Annotated in this window: 17 protein-coding genes and 1 pseudogene; 10 read left to right on the forward strand and 8 right to left on the reverse strand. The window is 43.5% G+C overall.

Going from position 1 to position 23,612, the window contains the following annotated elements; all coding sequences use genetic code 11:
• Nucleotides 1-5 precede the first annotated feature (5 nt).
• Nucleotides 6-758: a hypothetical protein gene (locus tag F6J90_RS21460; protein WP_293098014.1), complete on the forward strand. Its 753-nt coding sequence runs from the start codon at nucleotides 6-8 to the stop codon at nucleotides 756-758.
• A 281-nt stretch (nucleotides 759-1,039) separates the two neighbouring features.
• A complete protein-coding gene (locus tag F6J90_RS21465) occupies nucleotides 1,040-2,005 on the forward strand; it encodes an ion channel (protein ID WP_293098017.1) in 966 nt (321 codons plus the stop codon).
• Nucleotides 2,006-2,135: 130 nt separating this feature from the next.
• Here F6J90_RS21465 and F6J90_RS21470 read toward each other — a convergent pair whose 3' ends face one another.
• Entirely contained in the window at nucleotides 2,136-6,308 is a 4,173-nt protein-coding gene (locus F6J90_RS21470; protein ID WP_293098020.1) for a filamentous hemagglutinin N-terminal domain-containing protein, read from the reverse strand.
• A 280-nt stretch (nucleotides 6,309-6,588) separates the two neighbouring features.
• Here F6J90_RS21470 and F6J90_RS21475 point away from each other — a divergent pair, with 280 nt between their 5' ends.
• A complete protein-coding gene (locus F6J90_RS21475; RefSeq protein ID WP_293098022.1) occupies nucleotides 6,589-7,188 on the forward strand; it encodes a hypothetical protein in 600 nt (199 codons plus the stop codon).
• A gap of 328 nt (nucleotides 7,189-7,516) precedes the next feature.
• Here the strand turns inward: F6J90_RS21475 and dnaG are convergent, their stop codons facing one another.
• A complete protein-coding gene (dnaG, locus tag F6J90_RS21480) occupies nucleotides 7,517-9,484 on the reverse strand; it encodes a DNA primase (RefSeq protein ID WP_293098025.1) in 1,968 nt (655 codons plus the stop codon).
• Between the two features lie 168 nt (nucleotides 9,485-9,652).
• Entirely contained in the window at nucleotides 9,653-10,255 is a 603-nt protein-coding gene (locus F6J90_RS21485; protein ID WP_293098027.1) for a Uma2 family endonuclease, read from the reverse strand.
• A gap of 225 nt (nucleotides 10,256-10,480) precedes the next feature.
• Between F6J90_RS21485 and F6J90_RS21490 the strand changes: the two genes are divergently transcribed.
• The 7 genes and pseudogenes from F6J90_RS21490 to F6J90_RS21520 all read left to right on the forward strand — a co-directional run bounded on the left by F6J90_RS21490 (nucleotide 10,481) and on the right by F6J90_RS21520 (nucleotide 18,929).
• Nucleotides 10,481-10,918 carry a hypothetical protein gene (locus tag F6J90_RS21490; RefSeq protein ID WP_293098030.1) on the forward strand — a complete coding sequence of 146 codons (438 nt, stop codon included), beginning with the start codon at nucleotides 10,481-10,483 and terminating at the stop codon, nucleotides 10,916-10,918.
• 70 nt (nucleotides 10,919-10,988) lie between these two features.
• Nucleotides 10,989-11,609 (forward strand): annotated as a pseudogene (locus tag F6J90_RS21495) (IS607 family transposase).
• Complete coding sequence (locus F6J90_RS21500) at nucleotides 11,515-12,720, forward strand: transposase (protein WP_293098032.1); 1,206 nt, start codon at nucleotides 11,515-11,517, stop codon at nucleotides 12,718-12,720. Before F6J90_RS21495 ends, F6J90_RS21500 begins: the two are co-directional and overlap by 95 nt.
• 72 nt (nucleotides 12,721-12,792) lie before the next feature.
• Entirely contained in the window at nucleotides 12,793-12,987 is a 195-nt protein-coding gene (locus tag F6J90_RS21505) for a hypothetical protein (RefSeq protein ID WP_293097962.1), read from the forward strand.
• Between the two features lie 341 nt (nucleotides 12,988-13,328).
• On the forward strand, nucleotides 13,329-14,840 hold the full coding sequence (locus F6J90_RS21510) for a reverse transcriptase domain-containing protein (RefSeq protein WP_293097964.1): 1,512 nt from the start codon (nucleotides 13,329-13,331) through the stop codon (nucleotides 14,838-14,840).
• A gap of 191 nt (nucleotides 14,841-15,031) precedes the next feature.
• A complete protein-coding gene (locus F6J90_RS21515) occupies nucleotides 15,032-15,610 on the forward strand; it encodes a hypothetical protein (protein ID WP_293098034.1) in 579 nt (192 codons plus the stop codon).
• Between the two features lie 1,177 nt (nucleotides 15,611-16,787).
• The gene (locus F6J90_RS21520) at nucleotides 16,788-18,929 is read left to right on the forward strand and encodes an endonuclease/exonuclease/phosphatase family protein (RefSeq protein ID WP_293098037.1); all 2,142 of its coding nucleotides are present in this window, start codon (nucleotides 16,788-16,790) and stop codon (nucleotides 18,927-18,929) included.
• 305 nt (nucleotides 18,930-19,234) lie between these two features.
• Here F6J90_RS21520 and F6J90_RS21525 read toward each other — a convergent pair whose 3' ends face one another.
• From F6J90_RS21525 to F6J90_RS21545, 5 genes are all read right to left on the reverse strand, one after another.
• A complete protein-coding gene (locus F6J90_RS21525; RefSeq protein WP_293098039.1) occupies nucleotides 19,235-20,509 on the reverse strand; it encodes a cation:proton antiporter in 1,275 nt (424 codons plus the stop codon).
• 126 nt (nucleotides 20,510-20,635) lie between these two features.
• The gene (locus F6J90_RS21530; RefSeq protein WP_293098041.1) at nucleotides 20,636-21,298 is read right to left on the reverse strand and encodes a CPBP family glutamic-type intramembrane protease; all 663 of its coding nucleotides are present in this window, start codon (nucleotides 21,296-21,298) and stop codon (nucleotides 20,636-20,638) included.
• A 217-nt stretch (nucleotides 21,299-21,515) separates the two neighbouring features.
• On the reverse strand, nucleotides 21,516-21,743 hold the full coding sequence (locus F6J90_RS21535) for a GNAT family N-acetyltransferase (protein ID WP_293098043.1): 228 nt from the start codon (nucleotides 21,741-21,743) through the stop codon (nucleotides 21,516-21,518).
• Between the two features lie 12 nt (nucleotides 21,744-21,755).
• Nucleotides 21,756-22,061 (reverse strand): hypothetical protein, encoded by a 306-nt coding sequence (locus F6J90_RS21540; protein WP_293098045.1) that lies wholly within the window; start codon nucleotides 22,059-22,061, stop codon nucleotides 21,756-21,758.
• A 276-nt stretch (nucleotides 22,062-22,337) separates the two neighbouring features.
• Nucleotides 22,338-23,387: a DMT family transporter gene (locus tag F6J90_RS21545; protein ID WP_293098048.1), complete on the reverse strand. Its 1,050-nt coding sequence runs from the start codon at nucleotides 23,385-23,387 to the stop codon at nucleotides 22,338-22,340.
• Nucleotides 23,388-23,612: the final 225 nt, after the last annotated feature.

Raw genomic sequence — 23,612 nt, forward strand, 5'->3', positions numbered from 1 at the left:
TCAGGATGAATAACCCTCAATCCAATATCTCTAAAGCCTATGAACCAGAAGCCACGTCGTCAGAAGAAATGACCATGAATGAGCTAGGTGCTTATGTGGCAGCCCCTGGAGCTGTTGGTGGCTTAACCAAGATAGTCTTAGAAATAGTACAACCACCCTCTAGTATACCAGTTAATCCCCCAGCTTGTAGCTCCTTTTTGTGTTTACTACCAGCCAACCTGTTTCTAGGTATGATTAGTGCTGTGATTGGGACTTTTTTGCTTAGTGATGTTTTAGTATTTAGGAAATCTAAGTTCAAGGTAATTGGCTTAGCCTTAACCTTGGGGTTGTTTTTCCCTAGTGTATTTAGCACAGCATCAACCATTACTAATTTGAACCTTGAAGTTCAAGAAGCTACGCAACAAAAAAATCAAGCCATAGAAGGAACGATTGCAGCTAATACAAAATTGGCAATAACATCAAAAGATACCAAGGTTAAACAAGAGGTTATTCAAGATATCAAGACATTAGGAAAAAAATCAGCAGACCCTCAGGTGCAGAAAAAGGCTATTCAAAATATAGAAGCCGTCGCGAAAGATTCGAAAGACACTACTGTGAAGCAACAGGCGGTTAAGTCCTTGGAAGACTTGGGAACTAATTCTCAAAACCAACTGGTAAAAACAGAGGCTATTTATGCTTTACAAAATCTCAAAATAGACGCTAATAGTAAAACACTAATAAATCAAGTCAATCAATCGATAAATATTTTAAAAAAGTAATCCTATAATCTAAACGGCATTGAGTAATAAACGAATAGATGATTATATATTAAATATACAATTTAAAAAAATAAATTGCAATTCATAGCAATCCCCCCATTGGGAGCAGGTCAAAGTTGCCGAACATTGGTACTATGTCCCATTAGCGCAAGCTTAAACCCATGATGGGGCTATAGATAATGTACAAATATTCATAAGTGACATACTCCCCATATTACCTATTACCTATTACCCATTACCTATTACCTATTCCCCAAATTTAGTACAAATGTTCTGCATAAGTGACATGCTCCTATCCCATTTCCTGTTCCCTGTTCCCTATTCCCTGTTCCCTGTTCCCTATTCCCTGTTCCCTATTCCCTTTGCTAAATAAGTTTAAAGTAACTAAGATGCGCATCGGTAAACGGACTAGACCTAGACGACAATTAGACGTAATAATAAAAGGGTCATCCCATAACCATTGGCGTGACCCTTATCATATAATGCTGACCGTTAATTGGGCAATGTTTTTCGGACTAATTGCGGTTTGTTATTTAACCATTAACATAGTCTTTGCCCTATTGTACCTAGCGGGAGGAAATTGTATTGAAAATGCCCGTCCAGGTGCTTTCTTAGATGTCTTTTTCTTCAGCGTTCAGACCATGGCATCCATTGGTTATGGTGCCATGTATCCCGTGACCTACTATGCTAATATCATTGTGACCATAGAAGCTCTAGTGGGTTTGATGGCTCTAGCCATGGCAACGGGACTAATGTTTGCCCGCTTCTCTCGCCCTACTGCCAGAGTTATCTTCAGTCGTAGGGCAGTGATTGCGCCCCATAATGGGGTAACTACCCTCATGTTTCGCGCTGCCAATGAACGGGATAATCGGATTCTGGAAGCTCAGCTCAGGGTAAGTTTGCTGCGCAATGAAGTGACCTTAGAAGGGGAATCCATGCGTCGATTCTACGACCTCAAACTGTTGCGTAGCCAAACCCCTAGCTTTGCTCTAACTTGGACAGTCATGCATCCGATTGATGAAAGTAGTCCTTTATATGGGGAAACACCAGAGTCTCTCGCTGAAATGGAAGCCACACTTATTATCACCCTAGTCGGTATTGATGAAACGGTTTCCCAGACTATTCACAGTCGTCACTCTTACACCGCATCAGAAATTTTGTGGGATAGGCGTTTTGTAGATATGTTTGATAGGAAATCAGACGGCAGTAGAATTATTGATTATAGTCACTTTCATGATGTTAAATAATAGCAATTTATAGGGTCTTTCATAGTTATAAGCTAGATGCAATTTTCTGTTCCCTATTCCCTATTCCCTATTCCCTGTTCCCTATTCCCTGTTCCCTTTGCTACATAGCATTTCTATTACCCAAGTGCTGTTACCGTACGCAATAATAAGGAGAAAACCAGGAAATGAACGGACTCGACTGAACTGAATCAGCCACTAACTCGACCACTCCGTCCTTATTAATAATCCATCGATTAGCTTCAACAATTCTAGACGGACGCGAGTTACCTGGATTAGAAGCATTAGAAGCACTCGAAGCACTAGAAGGATTTTTGGGGCGGCGAGCGCTGTGGCGAGGTAATGGACGTAAATCCACCCACAGGGTTTGACCCCGAAGAGGCTGAGTGGGGTCTGTGGGTAAGCCACCCCGCCCAATTTGGACAAATTGATTGCCGTGATCGGTACCGCAACCAGTGGCAACTAGGAGTTTGGGATTAACAAAATTTTCCGGTAGCTCGAATAATCCCGCACTAGGGTCAGAGTATGGTGTATTAATTTCCACAGTACCGCTAAAGGAAGCTCCCAGTTGGGAAGAGGCGGTAATATCACTTTCTGGAGTTTGTTGTTCCCGAAATTCAGTGCCAAAGATGCCTAAGGCATTGATAATCACTTGTCCGCCAAAGCTATTTTCAGCATTGGCAGTGATATCGCTATCTTCTAGGGCAACTAGCAAGTCAGTATCGATAGTAATATTACCGCCAGTAGCAGCACCTTCGGCATTGGTAGTGATGTTACTGCGATCGCGCATCAAGATTAGCTCGGAATCCAGGTTAATATTGCCCTGATCCCCAGCCCTGACTTCTGCAGAAAGGGTAGCGCTCCCGTCTAATAGAATCGACTCAGTGGTAATCTCGAGATTACCAGCCTTGGCATTATCCCCATTACCACGAGCACTGACGGAAATTTCGGCGCGATCGCGAACGGTCAAGTTGTTGCTGATAATGGTCACCGAACCCGCAGGGAAGTTACCCTCTGAGAAGGCAGCAATCCGACTAGGAAACTGACCGTCCTCTGAAATACCAGTGACTTCTATGTCATTAACATTGAGCATGATATTCCCAGCTTGACCATCCCCTGAGCTAGAAGCAATCACCTGTCCACCATCGAAGATGTGTAAGCGTTCAGCATCTATGCTTAATTGACCGCCATCGCCAGTGGCTCCGTCTTCCACGGAAACCAACACACCACTGACCGCGCCAGAAAAATCGACAAAGGCATCACTAACCTCGACCTCAGTTGCTCGAATGGTAATAGTGCCAGCATCCCCAGGACCAACCGCATTCGATTGAAGACGTCCCCCTTCAGCCACTCGCAAACGCCCAGTTTCAATCAGGAGCTCGCCCCCATTCCCAGCAGTTGCCTCCCTAGTATTACCAAGCCTTAGTGCACTGGTTAATAGGCCGCTAGAGGCTGAACCACTAGCATCAGTGCCAATCACATCTACCGACTCGGAGGCGTACACTGTGATATTTCCGGCATCCCCATCTCCATCGGTACGAGAGACAAATGCTGCTCCATCTGTGATAACCAAACGCTCAGTTTCAATGGTTAAATTGCTGCCAGGGCCGGGGCCCTGTGTATTTGTAAAAAAGCCGCTGGGAAATATACCATCAGGTGAGCGACCAATGGCTTCGACTAGGTTAGCTCTAACCATTACACTGCCCCCATCCCCATCACCGCCATTAACCGAGTTGATCTGAGCACCATTACGCAACTGCAAAACTGGAGTTTCAACAACCACCCTCCCTGTATTCCCACTTGCTCCAGGTCTGACGTCGCTCTGGATCTCCCCGCGCTCTTCAACACTTGTTCCTGAAAGCATCACAGATTCTGTCGCGGTAATGGTAATCTCACCAGCATTACCGGAGCTCAAGGTGCTGGTACTTAGAATACCCCCGATTGCCTGCAATTGTTTGGTATCAATCACGATTGTGCCCGCATTTCCACTACCCCGGGCAATGCTTGAGATTAAGGTTGATGCATTATTCACTTCCAGCAATGAGCCCACATTTAAGGTAATATTGCCACCACCACCCGCATCAAATGTATCGGTGGAAATTCTGCCACCATTGTTAAGTATCAATTTGTCAGTATTAATCGTTAAGCTGCCACCATCCCCTGTACCTCTCGATTCCGAAAATAAGCCGCTGTTGGCTTCCACATTCGGATTAAAGTTAGCGGGATTGAAAGGGTCTTCCGGTAACGAGACTCCCTCCGTGCCCAGGTTTTCTAAAGAAACTTGCAAGGTGTAAGTGTCCCCCACTTGTGCTGTTGCGCCCTCGATCAATTGATTATTAGTAGCATCAGAGGGGAAGGCACCGACTCCGAGTAAGTAAACCCCTGGCTCAGTGATGGTGGTATCAATTAAGGAGTCTGTGGTGAAACTGCCAAAGACTTGTAAACTTCCACCGGCACCATCAGCGGTCAAAGAATCGTCATTGACCTCTAATAATTCTCCTGTACCAAGATTAAACAGGAAAATCTTGGTATCTACGTTGCCGTCTTCGTCTGTAAAGCCATTGTCGATGTCGAAAATAGCTCGACTGTTGCTACTGGTGATACTGAAGGAGAAGTAATCGACTTGATTTTCTGCTGCACCCAATACGGTGGTGCCATTAATAATCTGTTCTGGAGTCCGTTCAATGGAAACATAGGGAATTCCCAATGGTCCAGATTCAGCTACGTTGGGATTGGGTTGAGTAATAAACTCTAGAGCATTTAAGTCAAAGGTGTCTAATTCCAACAAAGGATTAGGGACAAAATCCCGACTTTCCCCAGATATAGTGACGCTTTCGCTAGCGTTAATGGTGATATCTCCAGCATTACCGCTCCTTGTGGTAGCCGTGATAATCTGTCCACCAGTCTCCAGGACTAAATTATTGAGATTGAGTGCGATCGCACCGCCATTACTACTACTATTGGTTACTGTACCGATAAATCCCCGATTAGCTAGATTCAGTGACCCTTGGGAATTGTTAATGGTAATCTGGCCTCCCTTGCCACTAGTGTCAACAGCAGAACGAGTTAGAATCCCGCTAAATAACCCATCTTCAGCGAAACCAGAGATATCAATGGCACCATTAGCATTAATCTCAATATTTCCTGATGCGCCATTGCTATTGGTAACGGTTTGAACTCTTGAGCCACCAGTGATACTAAGGGCGTTGGTGGTTAGCTCTATGTTTCCGCCATTGCCGATCGCTCCCGTTAGTAAATCATTAGCAATCAAACTCCTGTCACTGAGATTAGTATTGCCTTTGGCGTTAATAGTAATATTGCCAGCTACGGCATCTGGTATCGATGCTCCATCAGTCAATCCAGCCTGTAAACTGGATTGAGACATGTCGAAGTTAGCACCATTGATGGCAATATTTCCGCCATTAACTGAAGTGACATCTACCAAGCTACTGTTGGTCAAAGAAACATCACCTCGTTGGACTCCATCGGGAAAACTAACCGATGTCGCACCATTGAGCGTAACGGTTCCTGGACTGGATAATCCTCCTAATTCCACCCGTCCCCCTGGCACTTCAACGGTGGCACCATTGAGGTTAACCTCTCCCCCAAGTAAGGCCATAGTTTGCCAGGTCTCGATCCCTAAGGTAGGTCCTATAACGTTTACTGGGCCAGGATTGCTACCATATTGCAAACCGATGGGAATATTGATGGTTAACAATGGTGGGGCGTGTGGATCACTAGCGCTAAAGTTGAAACCATTGTCAAATATTGCACTATCGGCAGTGCTAGCGACAAAGGAGCCTGCTACATCTAAGCGAGCATTGGCTCCAAATCCAATACCATTGGGATTAAGCAAGAATAAATTAGCGCTACCGTTTACTCCTAAGGTGCCGAGAATTTGAGAAAGGGTGCTGCCAGTGACACGAGTCAAAATATTAGTAATGCCATCGGGATTAGCAAAATACACTCGTTGACCATTGCTGACATTAAATTCCAGAAAACTGTGGAAGAGGTTACTATCTCGAATTGCTCCCCCTTCGATTAAATCTGCTACTGCACCACGGATAGTCTGATTGGGAGTAACCTGAGAATTTTCATTCCCCAAGGTACTATCTGGGGTAATTTGAGCGAGGGTGGGATCCTGGAAAAATAAACATACACTTCCAAATTGGAGCAATCCCACTAAGCCCAATTGCATTAGTGAAATGGGGTTTGTTGGTAGGCTTGGTCTGAGGGGATTAGTGTTGTAGTGGCAACTAGATAAGAGATTAGCTTTGTGGGCTTGGGGGAAGCTTACGCATTTCATAGATAGGTCTGAGGGATTATTCTCAGTCTTAGAGTTCCCGGCACTGTTGGTCAGAGGAACACCTGTGATGAACTCAGAGCTGGTACCTTCAATTACAGCAAATTTCGCCCCCCTAGCCCCAGGGCTGTTTCATTGCCGCTTCCGTGTTCTATGCACACTACATCCTGAAGTGCGGAATCTGGGTTAAAAGATGATTTTAATCAAAATTTAATAAGATAATTGATGAAAATAGATTTCAATAGGAAAGGCAAATTATGTTGATACTATTCAAATCTATTCGATGACACTTTCTTTGACAATTCGTCAAATTGGATCTGCCTGTAAAACGGCGGCACTGATTGGCATGATGGCGCTATCTGCAATCCCGGCCCGCGCTCATGAAACAAGAGTGGTGGGAGCATATAAAGTCACTGTAGGATTTAGAAACGAACCAGCTTTTGAGGATGTGGTGAATGCGGTTGATGTTATTCTGCGCAATGCCGCTGATGACTCTCCTGTAGACACTGACAAGGAAGACAAAATAGATCTTGATGTCTATGTGCTGTATCTCAAAGAAGATAAGTTTGATGCTCAGGTGATTCGTAAAGCCAAACTCAAGGGTGAACTCCGAAAAGCCTTTGGTACTGACAACCGTTATAATACTTGGTTCAAACCTACCCATGACGGTGCTTACGGTTTTCGGGTAAAAGGCACGATTAATGGTCAACTGATTAATGAAAAATTTGTCTGTGGTGGTGGGACAAAAGATTTTCGGGACGGAAGACCTCGCTCTTTCCGGTGCGTGGTTGACCCTCAGACATTTCCTGGAAATCGAAATGGTAACAATAACATAGACAATGCAGGATACAGAGATAATGATCGACATGATCGCAATTATTGATATGTTGATAGTCTCTCGCTTTTTCTAATTCGTGATTAGTGATTATAAAGTGTTTGAAAATTTGTTTTATTGCTGAGTTGCGTGGGTTACGGCGCAGATAATTTCTGCCTCCAAAATAGCTATAGCGCTGGTTGACGTGCAATAGGTAACTCCGGAGCTTGCTACTCTTAATGAACATTATTTTTAAATAGCGCGAAGTGTGCTCAAAGGAAGCCAGCGTGGTATTGGGGGAACCCCCAATACCACGCTGTGTCGCTTCGTCCCTTGAATTTGGAAACACCATTACACCCATTGCTAGGCACTGGTTCCGCCGAGGGAGATATGAATTTTATAGTGAATGTATAGTTAATAGATCTGAAATACCCACCTGACGTATCTTCTCTAATTCGATAAGCCGACGATTAGCATCTTGACATTCCTGCCAATAGTATTGCTTACTTTGCCAATCATTACTAAGGTCAATTTTTTGCCATTGCTCTAAACAATAGCGCCGATGTTTTTCCAAAGCTACGATTTCTAGGGAAGCTGCTGCTGCCTGTATTACCATCGGGGCTCGCAAAATATCTTCTGTACAGGTTTCGTCAAGATGAAATAGATGAGCTACTTGAGTCATTTCCCTAGGAAATTGTAAACTCCGGTCTTGTAAACGGGAGATTAGCTGTTCAGGGGTAGTAGTGTGAAACTGTGTGCCTATCCCTTGCAGTTCAATAATTTGTTGCCACAAGAATCGATGGTGGGAGAGACTAAAAAGTAAATCTCCCTGGTCTAGAGTATCAATAATTGTTTGTCGATAGTCAGGACAGTGTAAATAAATCCGTAATAGTAAGGCTTCGGCTCGTTCTAAAAGCGTGCGCTCTTTACCAACCGGTAGGTTTGATTCTTGATTACCCTGTTGTTTCGGTTTCTTTAACCGAGGTGAGGATTTCTTAAAGGCAGCTCTCAGGGGTTTTTGGAGTTGAGTTTGTAAATTTTCTATGTAGAGAGATACTAGTTTCCCTTGTCCTTGACTGAGAATTTGAGCACAGTGGTTAATATAATAAGTGAGCTGATTAATGTCGTCCAGTTGCTTGAGTAACTTAACCATAGCTTGCCCAACTTGCTGAAATTGATCGGCTTGTTGGAGGTCTTTGCCAATCAGGAGTTGATTAATCTGCCAATCCAGCCACAAGGGAGCATTGAGCAACAGTTGTCGGTATTTTTCCGTAGCGTCAGGAGCAGATTTTAGGAATTCATCAGCATCTTTGCCATCCGGTAGGTTGAGTACCCGTAGCTGGACAAGTCCTTGGTAAGCTAAGTTAGCAATTTCTCCAATAGCTCTTTGGGCAGCAGTGGTACCAGCAGCATCCGCATCAAAGTTGAGCACAATTTGCTTAGATTCAGTATAGCGCGATAGTTGCCGGACTTGATCTAAACTAAAAGCAGTACCAAGGGAGGCGACTATATTAGTAATTCCTGCAGCATGGAGTGCGATCGCATCAAAATATCCTTCCACCACTACAGCTTGGTCTTGCTTGGTAATGGAATTACGAGCTTTATCTAGGGCAAAGAGGGTTTTACTTTTATCAAACAGGGGAGTTTCTGGAGAGTTGAGGTATTTCGGTTGCTCATCCCCGAGACTTCTAGCACCAAAGCCAATCACTCGACCTTGGGTGTCGTGGATGGGAATCATAATGCGATCGCGAAAGCCATCATAATACCCACCATTGTCCCTAGGCTTAATCAATCCCGCTTGCTCAACGAGCTTAACGGGCTTCCGTTTGTGTTCCACCAGATAACGGTAGATGGTTTGCCAACTAGCTGGAGCATACCCTAGCTCGAAGGTAATGATAGTTTCCTCACTCAGACCCCTTTTACCGCGCAAGTACTCTAGGGCCTGCTGTCCTTGGGGTTGTCTGAGGGCATGTTGATAGAAAGCTGTGGCTAAGGCCAGAATCTCGTAGAGTTGCTCTTGTAGAGAAAGTTGCCGTTGTAATTGCTCCCGCTGTTCCGGTTGGAGGGTTTGGACTGGCACCTGGTAGCGCTGTGCCAAATCCAGCACCACATCTGAGAAAGAGTGCTTGCCAATCTCCATCAGGAATTTAATCGCATTCCCTCCAGCTTGGCAGCCGAAGCAGTAATACAGTTGTTTAGAGGGACTGACAGTGAAACTGGGAGTTTTTTCCTCATGGAAAGGGCACAGACCCACATGGTCTCTGCCACGCTTGCGCAATACCACATGCTCCGAGATCACATCCACAATGTCAGACCGTTCCTTAACTGCTTCAATAGTGTTTGGGTGTAGCCGTGGAATGTTCATTGCTCGATTAGTGGTTACAATCAACAGGGTGTTTTTAATAGAATTCGCGAAATTCCCCCGAGTAGCTTGAAGCAGGGGGGATGCATAGGGAAAGGGTTTTGTGATCAAATAATGAAGAATGTAATTCTAAATTCGCGCATTCTAAATTCGCGCATTCTATTAAGACCCTTACCAGATTTTCGAGAGCTTTAGCACAAAACCAGGCAAAACTGCCTCACCGCTAACAGTAGCAGGATTGTCTAATCGTTCAGTTTCCACCCCAGGACGATAAACATAAACCCGTTGATGCTTGCGGTCTATCAGCCAGCCCAGCTTTGCCCCATTATCCATATACTCGGTCATTTTATTTTGCAAGGTTTCTAGCTTGTCACTAGGAGAGCGTAACTCCACCACAAAATCAGGACAGATGGGAGCAAACCTTTCTTGTTTCTCAGTTGGAATGGTATCCCAACGCTCTAGCTTAATCCACGCAGCATCAGGGGAACGTTCTGCACCATTGGGAAGCTTGAAACCAGTAGAGGAATCAAAGCCAATGCCTGTACCGTCTTCGTCCGTCCAGTTGGCAAGCTGTTGAATTAGTTTAAAATTTCGGTTTCCTGTTACTCCCCCCGTTGGAGACATAATAATGATTTCCCCTGCCGATGTGCGTTCAATGCGTAATTCCCGGTTAATCTGACAAAATTCAAAGAACTGGTCATCATCCATAGCCAGTGCTGGGGGCATCTTCAGCAAAATCGGACTGGTTTCAACAGGTGTGGTGGCTACTGTCATGACTAATTATGTGGCTTCGGGCACTGTGCGGAGTTTTTTTTATTCTAAGGGGAGCGCCGAGAGTGGTTCTAAGGTTTAGTGCCATTTCAGTATGACGGCTGTTGGCAAGACTTGACAGAAGATGCTGTTTCAGGTTTTAGTCAAAAAGTCAAGATCCATGGGATCTGTTTTTAGTCAGTTGATCGGTGAAAGGCTACTAATACTACCCCCAAAGAATTAGGATTAATGACCCGACAGCCACACGATCAATTTGCCAAGCAGTATTTAACGGAGTTGTTAACACCTCACGGTCAGGTGCAAATCAGCCGCGAAGTAACCAGTGAAGTACGCCAAGTGGATATTTGGTTTCTACCAACACCTTCGGTCTCCACACCACCCGAGGTTTTAGGATTGCTCGGTCAGATGGCATCAACTGCCTGTTTATTGGAACCGTTCCGCAATGCCATCGGGATCATGGCGGTGCGTAATTGTCTGCTAAAGTTGTTTGCCCTCTACGGTGAGCTACAGCGCCAGGCACGACGAGAGAAAAATTCTGTCTCAGAATCCGACTTGCCCTGTTTATGGATTCTGTCTCCTTCCTGTTCAACCAAGCTGTTGAATGGTTTTGCCGCCAAACTTGATGATTCCGGTGATTGGGTCAAAGGAGTAAGTCCTGATCAATGATTTTCCCGACATAGTTGACATCTACCGACATCCTGGAGTATAGGGTAAATGTAGTAAACAAGACACGTCCATGGATGAATCAGTCAGCTATGTCCCACCCCGGATCGCTGCCACTAAGCTCTCAGTCAGCACCAAAACCCTTGAAAGATGGCTCTGAGAAGGAAAAATCCAAGGGATTAAAACCCCTGGAGGACTTTGACGATACGACTTGGACTCAGTCGTCTGTATTCCAGCCAAAAAGACAAGAACAGACGAAAGAGCAACAATCCTATATGCAAGAGTTTCAAGTCGCTCTCAAAAAAACGACCTTGAGCAACAAGTACAGTTTCTTAAGTCTCGTTACCCAGACCCAGAAATCATTCGAGACATCGGAAGCGGTCTCAACTAATGAAGAAAAGGTCTTCATGCCTTATTGGACAGAGTTCTCGGCGGTACTTGCAAATATATTGTCGTTGCCCACAAAGATAGGCTTTGTCGCAAAGGATTCGATCTTGTCTCATGGCTGTGCTCTAAATTCCAAACTAAAATATTGGTTCTCGACAAAAAGAACCTCAGCCCAGAGCAAGAAATGGTTGAGGATGTTCTTGCGGTCATCCATGTCTTCAGTTGCAGGCTCTACGGACTTAGAAAGTATAAGCAAAAAATCATTGAAGACAGTGAGTTACCGAGTGTACCCAAGCAAGGAACTTGAGAAAATCTGGAAAAAATGGATTTCTGCTGTTCGTAAAGTTTATAACATATCCATTGAGCAATTAAACAAAAATCAGGGCTACACAAAGGTAGGTAAAAAAGGAGGGAAACATGGTTTTAGGACTTGGCTAAAACAATCTGGACTTATTCCACAGTGGTGTAAAAATCTAAAGGTTTCCAAGATTTTAGATAACGCTTCTATGGAAGCCTATACAGCTTGGAAAGAGACAGCAAAGCAGCCGAAATTTATAGGCAAAAGCAAAAAACGCCAACCAAATCCACAGGCTGGATTAAAAATAGCTAAATTTCGCAGCGTGCGAGATCAAAAACAGACGATCCAATTCGACCCTACAGCTTACAAGGCTGGCCGGTGGATGGTTTCTACGACCAGACATTTACCAAAGCCTAAATTCAAGGGTCAGGACTTCTGCGTACTTACCGATGGTTCTACAGAACTCACCTACAACAAAGGTCGGTGGTTTGCACATTTTCCTGTAGAGTTTAGCATTGAACCTACCGAAACCAAAAAGGTGATAGCTTTAGATCCCGGAGTTAGAACTTTTATAACCGGTTTTGACGGTACTGACTTCTTAGAGTTTGGCAACAATGATTTTCAACGAATAGCTAAACTTTGCTCGCATTTAGACAAATTAAAAAGTGAACACGATCAGTCGAAAGGACATATATATAAACATCGCCGACACCAGCTAAAAGTAGCGATGGAAAGGCTCAGAACTAAGATCAGAAGCCTAAGGACTGAATTGCATAAACAAGTAGCCTCCTATTTAGCGAAAAACTACGACGTGATTGTCTTGCCAACTTTTGAGACATCACAGATGGTCGTCAGGAAGAAACGAAAACTAAAAAGCAAGACAGCCAGAGCTATGATGACTTGGGCTTTCTATCAGTTCTCTCAAATTTTAGAACACTTGTGTAATCGTTATGGTTCCAAGTTAGTGAGAATGACAGAGGAATACACCTCTAAAACCTGCACAAAGTGTGGACATGTTCATAGAAAACTTGGTAGTTCTTTGAACTTCAGATGTCCACATTGCAAATATGAAATTCCTAGAGATTTCAATGGAGCCGTTGGGATTTTCCTGTTCGCGTAGCGTCGGCTTTGCCGAAAGGCGATGTGGGAGTGCGGCTCGTTCCTAGGAGGAACCTCCTGAAACAGGAGAGGTATGACTAGGGGGATTCGCGAGGTCAGACCTCAAAAAATCCTAACTGTCCTTCGGATGATGGTGAAAACCCATCCCTTGAGAAAGCAAGTGACTCCTTATCTTGGCCACACCGAGCAGGCGGCAACCTCGCAGAGTGAAGCTGGCACCAGGGCGGAATTAGAGGTGAAGCAGATTAGCCACACTACCGCGCTTTAGGGAGACGACATGGGTAACAGTAGCAAAAATCCTGAAAAAGTGTCTAATCGCCCTACCACAATCTGAAAAACAATGTGAGAATGCATCCTCTAATCCTCACAGAACAATTCCCACGGTATCTGTAACTTTCGAGGAGAGGATAGGCAAAATGGATTGCCCTAAATCGTCAAAACAATCTGATAGACGGAACGAGTAAAAACGACAGCATAAATAGGTCTGAGGAAATAGTCGAATCCTCGGTAAGTTATGCCAAACCTAATCCCTACTGTCGGGTAAGATGTAGCCGGAAACTGGCTACGGGTATCAAGATAAACAAATCCTAACAGAGTATGGGTAGACACATGTCTAATAGATATAGTGACCTCTGGAAAAGTCAAAAGTGGAAAAAACTCTGCCGGAACCTTTTTCGCCTGCAAAGAAGAGTTTATAAAGCAGTTCAAGCTGGAGACCTGAGGAAAGCTCGGTCACTTCAGAAACTGATATTGAAATCCCGTTCTGCCCAACTTTTGGCCATCCGTCAAGTGACTCAGCTCAACACCGGAAAAAGAACCGCCGGAGTAGACGGGAAATCACACCTAACCTACAAAGAAAGATTTGAGGTACTTAAAAAGCTAGTATCTAGTGCGGAAAACTGGACGCACCTCGGCCTAAGGGAAATCCCCATAGCCAAGAAAAACGGAGGTACAAGAATGCTGAAAGTACCAACAATCCGAGATAGAGCATGGCAATGTCTCGCAAAATTCGCTCTCGAACCTGCCCACGAAGCAACGTTCAGTGCCTATAGTTATGGATTCAGAACAGGTAGGTGTGCCCAAGACGCACAAAAACTACTGTTTTTAAACCTGAATTCAAAACAAAAAGGCATCAAGAAAAGAATAATAGAAGTAGACATAAAGAAGTGTTTTGACCGCATATCCCACAGCTCAATTATGGATAGATTGCTAGCACCTGCGGGTCTGAAAACAGGGATATTCAGATGTCTAAAAGCAGGCATCAATCCGGAATTCCCAGAGCAAGGAACACCCCAAGGAGGTGTAGTCAGCCCACTTCTAGCCAATATCGCACTAGATGGAATAGAGGAAATAAACCCTAGAAACAGATGTATAAGATACGCTGATGATATGGTAGTAATCCTCAAGCCTAAAGATAACGCAGAAAAAATCCTAGAGAAAATTAAAACCTTTCTCGCAGACCGGGGAATGGAAATCAGTGAAGAAAAGACCAAGATAACCAATACGACAGACGGATTTGACTTCCTGGGGTGGAACTTCCGCGTCCAGAAAAACGGAAAATTCCGATGCATTCCCTCAGTGGATAACCATCGGAATATACGAAAGAAGATTAAAACCGTGGTAAACAGCTCGAATTATGGAGCCGAAGAAAAAGCAAAAAGATTAGCGCCAATCGTTCGTGGATGGAGGAATTACCACAAAAGCTGTTATATGAACAGTTCTAGAGATAGTTTATGGTTTATAAATAAAACCGCAAATCGTAAATTCCGAAAGGAAAAGAAAGTGAACCGGTACAGAGCCAATGAACTATGCAAGAAAGGTTTTCCAGCTGTAGGGTATGAACAAAATCAACACGTAAATGTCAGGGGCACAAAGTCCCCATATGATGGGGACATAGTCTACTGGAGCAAAAGAAACTCCAAATTATACGACAACGCTACATCCAGAGCTTTGAAACGACAAAACCATTCCTGTGGACATTGTGGATTGAGATTCGTAAATGATGAACGGATTCATCTCCATCACATAGACGGTAATCATAGCAACCAAAAGGAGAACAACCTTATGGCAGTTCACCAAAGTTGCCACCAACAAATACACTGGAGCCAAAAAAATACTTAGGAGCCGTGTGAGGGGAAACTTTCACGCACGGTTTTGAAGCGGAGGTGCCCTGGGTAATACCAGGCATCGACCGTAATTACCACCTTCCTTGACTCAGTCGGGGATGTAGTACTCAGCTTTTCTGAATCGAACGATGTCTTAGACTTCCGAAATGTTCAGATTTGTCCGGGTTAAAAGTATCAGTCTATTTTTTGCCTGAGTTGTTCAAGACAGCCCTGGTGGCGATTAACCAGCTACCGGTTACGGAAGAAACCCTCTGGTTGAGAGTTTTGGGACGCAATCGCACTCAGAAGCAAGCCATTAAGGAATTGGTGGCACTGCCAGTTGGACACCCTTTACGAGGCAACATCTTAGAAATTCTTGCCAACTGGCGCATCAAAATAGAAGACAGAGAAGATTTAACTGAAGACGACAGGGAGTTAATTATGAATTTATCACCAGCTTATTTACGTTGGCGAGAAGAAACTTTAGAGCAAGGCCGGGAACAAGGCCGGGAACAAGGCCGGGAACAAGGCCGGGAACAAGGCCGGGAACAAGGCCGGGAACAAGGCCGGGAACAAGGCCGGGAACAAGGGAATTTAGAGGGACAGCGCCTGATGGTGGAGAATCTACTGGCAGGACGGTTTGGCACTGTTGATAAAGAATTATCCCGCACCATTGAGCCTTTGATGGAGTTGCCGATCACAGAGCGTACTCAGGTGCTGCTTAACCTGTCCAACTTGTCCCGTCAGGAACTGTTGGACAGGTTTGGAAAGAGTCTATCTGATTGATAGGAAGTGTAAGCATTAAGCGGTCAGGGATCAGCTTCTTGAGGGTTTTCCATAATCACGCTTGGTGCGCTTTCCGTGATGGCGAAGGCGCCCCGCGTGACCTACGGTCAAGGGATTGCTCGCCATCACGGGTCGCACCTCATGTACTCGTCCCAGGGCTAAATGCCTATGTTTGTCTGTCTTGATGCAATAGCGAGTGGCGCATGGGTCTGTGTGCGGAACCTGCGTCCGCACCGCTGTTTGCCCCGTGGAAACCACGGCAGTTGCTCATAGGGGGAACCCCCGCAGGTCGGCACTGCCTCCCCAAGACCGTAATGGTGCGTTTTCCGTGATGGCGAACGCGCCCCGCGTGACCTACGGTCAAGGGATTGCTCGCCATCACGGGTCGCACCTCTGCATCGCTTGATTTAAAAGCTGACTGCTCAGAAGCTGATCCCTGAATTCTTACAGCTAGAGTGTATCTGTATAAGCATTTAAGGGTAACTTGTCAACTGCTATCCCTTCCTGATTCAATTAATTTTTTTAAAAGTCTTGCTAGATAAATAAAAATCTAGTCAATTACCAAATTGATCACAAAATTTTAACAAAATATAAGTATCATTATAAGTGGCTACTTACTTTATTTTTAGATATTTTTTGCTGATTAATATTTATTTATTATTTTTTTAAAAAAATTAAATATACACGACACAATATAATTAATTAACTTAATTAACACAAGCATTGCTCACGAAAAAAAGCCGGAGATGTTATGAATAACGTATATACAGAATATATAAGACTAGATCAAGTCTCTACTATATTTATTAATCAGGGATGGCATTACATTGGTTGAATACTGATTTTTACAGCTGACAGATAGTTAAGAGCTAAAAATTTTTGGGTTTAATACCAATAGGACTTACGCAAATCCCTCAATTTAACGCTACACCTGTAGGGTGGGCAAGGTTTTGCCCACCCTACCCATGGAATTTGTGCGTAAGTCCTGACCAATACAAACCCCTGAAATTACTATAGCAATACTAAATTATTTTAAAAATAAATGGACTTATTAAAAACTAGCTATTTATCCATTATCATCTGCCTTATGCATTCTGCATCCTGCCTTAAAGCAGCCGATTTATTTCACGAATAAGATAGGATTGCTATAGTTAGTTCTAAACAGAAAGGTAGGTATATGACAAATCGAATCATACGTCCCATATACGACATCCAAGGTGAAGGTCATATCTCACCATTTGTTGGTCAGTCTGTCACCACTACAGGTATTGTGACTGGGGTAGCGAGCAACGGCTTCTACCTACAAAACCCTTATGGAGATAATAATGATGCCACCTCAGATGGAATTTTTGTCTTTACCAATTCTGCTCCTAGCCTCAGAATCGGTGACGAGGTGCAAGTGAGTGGTGATGTCCAAGAATTTCGGCTTAGTAACCGTTCCGATGACTTAACCCTGACTCAAATTACTAACCTGACTAATATTAGGGTCTTATCATCGAACAACCCTTTACCTACTGCGGTGGTTATCGGTGAAGACCGTACAGTACCTACAGAAATTATTGATGATGATGGTTTAACTGACTTCAATGAAGCTACTGATAGCATTGACTTCTACGAAAGCCTAGAAGGGATGCGGGTGCAAATCAATAATGCTGTAGCGGTTGCTCCCACTAATAGGTTTGGTGAAATTTGGACGGTTCCAGGTGATGTCAATCCTACTGGTGTTAATAATCGTGGTGGCATTACCATTAGTGACGGTGACTTCAATCCAGAACGAATTCAGATTGATGACACTCTATTGAATGGCACCTCTCCTATAGTTAATGTCGGTGACGAGCTCGGTACTGTAACAGGGGTACTTAGCTACAGTTTCGGTAACTTTGAACTCCAGTCTACTGAACCAATTCGTGCTACATCAGGTAACCTAACGCCAGAGATAACTAATTTAGTCAGTAGTGCAAATCAAGTTACGATTGCTAGCTTCAATGTCGAAAACCTCGACCCCAATAGTCAAGATCGGGATGATGATATTGGTGATGGTAAATTTAATGCGATCGCATTTCAACTGATCAATAATCTCCAATCCCCCGATATCATTGCTCTGCAAGAGGTTCAAGACAATAACGGAACTATAGACGATGGTAATGTGGATGCTAGAAAAACCTACCAAACTCTGATTAATGCCATAGTTGCTACTGGTGGACCTCAGTACTCCTTCTTTGATATCCCCCCTGTGGACGGTCAGGATGGAGGTCAACCTGGTGGTAATATCCGCGTCGGTTACCTCTACAACCCTAACCGAGTTACCATCAACGCTGATTCTGCTCAACGTATTGGTGTTGGTAAGACGGCTTTCGATAATACCCGCAAGTCTTTGTTGACGGAGTTTGAGTTTAACGGTGAAACCATCTCTGTTATTAATAATCACTTCTCTTCCAAGGGTGGTAGTGACCCTCTCTTTGGTGAGAATCAACCACCACACAACGGTCAGGAGGAGAAACGGAATCAACAAGCTCAAATCGTTAACGATTTTGTCGATACCATTCTGACTAATGACCCTGATGCCAATGTGGTAGTGCTCGGAGACTTCAATACGTTTGATTTTGAAAAACCACTGGAAACTCTTAAGGGAGCTCACAATTCAGTGCTGACCAATCTGACGGAAACGTTACCAGAGGATGAGCGTTACACATTTATTTTTGAAGGGAACTCTCAGGCACTTGACCACATTTTAGTCAGTGATAACCTAGTTAATGCTCGTGCTGAGTATGACATTGTCCACGTCAACAGTGAGTTTGCTGACCAAGCTAGCGACCATGACCCAATTTTGGCTCGCTTTACCTTACCTGAGCCAACTATTATCAATGGCACCGCAGGTAGTGAGAAGCTGACTGGTACTGATAAAAATGACATTATCACTGGTTTCCAAGGTCGAGATCTGCTCACTGGTGGTGGTGGTAATGATCAGTTTGTCTACACTTCACAGCGAGATGCTGGTGATCTGATCACCGACTTTGAAATGGGAAGTGAAAAAATTGTTCTTACTGAGTTATTTAATAATAACGGAATTACAGTTGCTAATTATGCAGATGCGATTAATCGGGGCTTTCTGAGTTTTGCTTCACAGGAGAATTATGCTGTTGTTTTGTTTGACAAAGATGGCTCTGGTGACAGCAATTATCAAGGGGTGTTCAGGAAATTAGAACAGGAATTTCCGTTTCCTTCTTTAAATACTAATTCAGATGGAAGTCAGATATTTCTGGTTCTCGAAAATGTTGATGTTGTTGAGCTACATGATGCTAGTAATTTTGTGTTCTAATCTAGAATTATGTTTGATTTTAAAGGTTGAAGGTTGTGAGGTTGGAGGTTAGCAAGTTGAAGGTTATTTGGTTGAAGGTTGAAGGTTAGCAGGTTGAAGGTTATTTGGTTGAATAATCTTTATCCTGTTCCAAATAATATTTAAGGTTTTTGAGCTGATTTTCGGTGCTTATCAAGGGCTACAATGACTTTGCCTAATGTTAGAGTTGGTAGCCTACTAATAACACCTCTTGCAAAAGTCTAAAACTATTGCTAGCTTGCCTACTCCCTGCTCCCTACTCCCTACTCCCTAAAACCTAAAACCTATCATTTGCGCCAAGACAAACGAACAGGCATTTCCGACCGTGGCATCAATTCTGGGATCTCATGGGTAGCTTTAAACCTTGCCATGCGCTTACCATACCAGTTAGCTCCTGGAAAAGCCGTTAAACCATGAGCAAAAACACTAATCAATACAGTTACTACCATAGTGCTAAACATCACTTCACTACCCTGAATTCCATCCCCCTCTAAAATTAGTAAACCATACAATATTGAAGCCACTCCCCTCGGTCCAAACCAGCCCAGAAATAAGATAGTATACCAACGCAACTTCATACCAATCACGCTAATAGCAACCCCTACCATCCGAGCAATGGTCAGAGTAGCAACGGCGTATAATACCATCTGCCAATTGACGCTATCGAGAGCAGGAAACACCATCATTGAGCCATAAATCATAAAAATCAGCAGCACCAGCAACTGTCCCTCTGCTTCTCCAAACTCATACAAACAATCACAAATTGATGGAGCTGTATTCCCTAGGGTTAAGCCAGCACAAAACGCCGCAATAAAACCATTTCCCCCCACTAATTCTGCAATCGCATAAGCACATAAAGACAGTCCTAATACCGATAAATCTTCAAAACTATGAGTAATCCACTTGTAGCGAACACTCTGTGACACCAAGTAACCGCCAATATAGCCAACTGCTACCCCAACGATTGGCCCGAGAATAACTTGCATTGCAGCAAAGCGAAACCAAAAGCTTGCTGTTCCCGTCCCTTCCATTGTTCCAGCTAAGGAAAGGAAAATTAATAGAATCGGTAAACAAATACCATCATTCAAACCACTTTCAACATTGAGGGATTGACGAATACAAATCGGAACACGAGGACTGCTGACCACCGCTTGTCCTAAAGCCGCATCAGTGGGAGCCAGAATTGTTGCCAAGGCTGCTGCTTCCCAGAATTCTAACCTACCTCCAAGCAACAGTACTGCCAAAATTGTTCCTAGGATAATTGTCAGTGGTAGACCAATACCTAACAGACGTACCGGTAAATTGTACTCGTGACGCAACAGTTTAAGATTAATCCGAGAAGCATCAGTGAACAAAACCAGAATCAAGGTAAATTCAGCAATTATCCCAACAAGCTCATGCTCTACCTCCAGATTCAATAAACCCAACAATTGCGGACTCAATAAAAGTCCAAAGGTAACAAAAGCCATCGGTGGAGTAATCACACTTTTCTCAATGCGCCCAGAAATTAAACCAAAGCCGAGAATAAATAGGGCAATAATCGCAAATAGTTCAGTGTTCATGAAATTTATCTAAGTCCTGAGTGCGTCAGTGTTATAGCAAAGGGAACAGGGAGCAGGGACTAGGGAGTAGGGAGCAGGGAGTAGGGAGCAGGGACTAGGTAACTTCGTATCAAAAATTCTCACAATTCATTTAGGATTGTTATACAAAAGTCTACTTTTACCACCCAAGCCAATCAGCCAGATCACAACAAACAACCAGTGAATGACTACAGCTGTCCAGATGGAGCCACTTTGAAGATAAGCAATAGTACAAATAATTCCCAAAAGCGTAGCTAGGAAGAGAAACATAGGTTGAAAAAATGTTTCCCTTGCCGCCGGATAGAAGGTGATAGCATTCAGCGGATGATAGATAACAAAAATGACTAAACTTACTGTAGACCAAGCGTATATTGAAATTAAGGAAGGGTTTTCTGAGGGATGAGGTAATAATAAAACCCGGAAAAATATCTCTTCAAGTATTGCTGGTGTAAACAGAGCAGTTATCATAATCTTTACCACTATAGGCCAAGAGGTTTTGACCTTAACAGCACTTACATCACTTTCTATGAGTAAGGGAGATAATGGGGCATCATGATCAGTTTCCTTTGAGAAGGGGGATAATGGGGTTTCCTCAATAGTAAGTAAGTTCTGATCCAGTTGCAGAAAGCCGTTCCGTAAACCAATCGGTAAAGCAATTAAACCATAGATCACGATTAAGATAACTACAATAACCCAAGCTTTCCCATCAGGAAACGTTAACATCCCAGCCATCAAGCGCTCGGTAACTCTTTCAGCAAATTTGGCTAACATCTCCATAGTGACATCTCCATAGTGACATCTCTATAACGTAAGCATTCAGCCGTCAGCCATCAGTAGTCAGTAGTCAGTGTTTAGTAGTCAGTTGTGAGCGGTCAAGCCTTGGCCTTTGGCACCTCAAGTACCATGCACGTAGCCCATTAGCTGATACGCGACACGCTGATAGCTGATAGCTTACTCTATAACTAGTAACATAAGCATGTTAATACTTCTAAAGATTTACCAAACCATGACGCGATCGCATAAATTTAATCACTCCAGGTTCAGACCCTCCAGTAATCTTAATAAATCCATTTTTTTCCAAAACTCGGATAGATGGAATCAATTCCGGTAATGTCTCTGCTATCACTCCCTCAATTGTGACATGGGAAAACGCCCAACTATTCAGTGCATTAACTGCTTCCGTAGCGTATCCAAACCTTTGAAACTCTGGTAACACAGAATAGCCGATTTATACCATACCATCCGGGGTAGCTTGTCCCTTAAAACCACCAATACCGATTAATACTCGTTCATTTTTCCTCTTGTCTAGAAGAACAAAATACCAGCACCACCAACCAATCTGATCCGAGCCCTCCCTTAACCGTTGTGCAGTAAATTCCATAGTGCCAGCATGATGGCCTTCTGGGGGCCAAGCTTTTGGAATGTGAGCATCAATTAAAGCAGTAAACCGTGAGGGAGTCATTTCTGATTGCACCAGTTCTGGTGTACCGGCAATAAGTTCCAATCGATCGGTGGTGATGCTGATGTAAGTCAAGGTTTAAAATTCCCCATATCCAATGTTTAAAAAAGTTTAATTTAATGGTTTAATCAACGTTTAAATTTTGCTTTTATTAACATCATTTTTTTATTTTTAACCATAATTCATACTTAAGCTATCAGCTATAAGCTATCAGCTGATGGGCTATGGGTAAGCTACAATGACAGCTTTTCAATAAAACAGGTAACCTTCATTTAATCTGATTTAAGTCTGCACCTCAAGTAGCTTCAGCTAAAGGCTGACGGCTGAATGCTGACGGCTGAATGCTTACATTCATACTCCCTTAAATCCGACTTCCATTTCTTTAGTCGATTCTCTCACAATTAGAGTATCAGTTTTAGGAAGCTTGCGAGAAATACCAATTTGATTCAGGACAATGCCGCAAATAATTACAGCACCCCCAATATATTGAGCTATTGTTGGTACTTCTGAGAGAATCAAGTAAGCTGCTAAAATCCCCGCTACTGGACTAAAGGAACTTGCCAGAGAAACATCGGATGCGCTAGTAGTCTTCAAACCCTTAAACCAACAGAGTTGACCCCCTACTACAATCACAGACCCATAGAGGAGCATCCATTGCCAGACAAAGGGTGAGAAAACATTCATAAAGTGACCTAGTCCAAATAACTTAATCACCACAATAAAGAAAATGACTGTACCTGTAGCAGTTCTGAACACCGTAAAGATTCCCAGAGGAATTTGGCGCAGCTTGACTTTACTAATAATCGTAGAAATTGCTAATGCGATCGCACCTGCTGCTGCCATCAATTCACCGACACCAATCCTAAAGCCTCCCGCCATACTAATCATGTTTTCCTGGGGAGGCTGAAGCACAATAGTCAGGATTACACCAATAAATGAAATAATCGCACCACCTACTACCCAACGATTTACCCGTTCTTTGAGAAGTAAAACTGACAAAGCCAAAGCAAGAGGAGGCTCAATGCGTCCAATCAGCACTACATTATTAACAGCAGTGCGCTCAAGAGCGATAAATATCAGAGATGGTGCCAGTGCTCCTGACAAAACTGCAACACCCAGTAACCCTAACCAATCTGTTCCAGAGAGTTGTCTTATGGACCGAAAATTCCACTGTCGTCCATAAATAGCAATCAACGCTAGCAACGCGCAGAGATTGCCAACAAACAAAACATTACAGAACGAAATAGGATTTCTACCATCAATTAAATTATCTGCACCCAGGTCAGTGAGCTTACGAATAACCGAATTTGCTGCTGCAAAAATTAGGATAGCGATCAATAAGTAACCACGCCCTGGAATCCGATTCAACCAATCTGTTGTTTTAGCAATGAAACTTGACATAGACGTTGACAATAGCAAAGTTTAAATGACAGGGTAAGCGCAAGAATCAATAAGCCTAGGCTTATTGATAAAAAAACCGCGCCATTCTCAACAAATTAATTCTATTGCGAGTACATTTCTACGAGATTATAGGGGTTTCGAGCCACGATCAACCGATATCCATTCAATCCACATTATGGGCAATTTTTTCTTGCGCTTACCCTGGTTTCAATGAATTATATCGTG

Source organism: Moorena sp. SIOASIH (assembly GCF_010671925.1).
In the GTDB taxonomy this organism is placed as follows: Bacteria; Cyanobacteriota; Cyanobacteriia; order Cyanobacteriales; family Coleofasciculaceae; genus Moorena.

Excerpts from the sequence above, each read along its gene's own strand:
- F6J90_RS21490 (WP_293098030.1), top strand. The coding sequence starts at position 10,481 with ATGACCCGACAGCCACACGATCAATTTGCCAAGCAGTATTTAACGGAG.
- F6J90_RS21530 (WP_293098041.1), bottom strand. The coding sequence starts at position 21,298 with ATGTTAGCCAAATTTGCTGAAAGAGTTACCGAGCGCTTGATGGCTGGG.
- F6J90_RS21470 (WP_293098020.1), bottom strand. The coding sequence starts at position 6,308 with ATGAAATGCGTAAGCTTCCCCCAAGCCCACAAAGCTAATCTCTTATCT.
- dnaG (WP_293098025.1), bottom strand. The coding sequence starts at position 9,484 with ATGAACATTCCACGGCTACACCCAAACACTATTGAAGCAGTTAAGGAA.
- F6J90_RS21505 (WP_293097962.1), top strand. The coding sequence starts at position 12,793 with ATGACTAGGGGGATTCGCGAGGTCAGACCTCAAAAAATCCTAACTGTC.
- F6J90_RS21525 (WP_293098039.1), bottom strand. The coding sequence starts at position 20,509 with ATGAACACTGAACTATTTGCGATTATTGCCCTATTTATTCTCGGCTTT.
- F6J90_RS21475 (WP_293098022.1), top strand. The coding sequence starts at position 6,589 with ATGACACTTTCTTTGACAATTCGTCAAATTGGATCTGCCTGTAAAACG.
- F6J90_RS21510 (WP_293097964.1), top strand. The coding sequence starts at position 13,329 with ATGTCTAATAGATATAGTGACCTCTGGAAAAGTCAAAAGTGGAAAAAA.
- F6J90_RS21520 (WP_293098037.1), top strand. The coding sequence starts at position 16,788 with ATGACAAATCGAATCATACGTCCCATATACGACATCCAAGGTGAAGGT.
- F6J90_RS21500 (WP_293098032.1), top strand. The coding sequence starts at position 11,515 with ATGTCTTCAGTTGCAGGCTCTACGGACTTAGAAAGTATAAGCAAAAAA.
- F6J90_RS21485 (WP_293098027.1), bottom strand. The coding sequence starts at position 10,255 with ATGACAGTAGCCACCACACCTGTTGAAACCAGTCCGATTTTGCTGAAG.
- F6J90_RS21460 (WP_293098014.1), top strand. The coding sequence starts at position 6 with ATGAATAACCCTCAATCCAATATCTCTAAAGCCTATGAACCAGAAGCC.
- F6J90_RS21545 (WP_293098048.1), bottom strand. The coding sequence starts at position 23,387 with ATGTCAAGTTTCATTGCTAAAACAACAGATTGGTTGAATCGGATTCCA.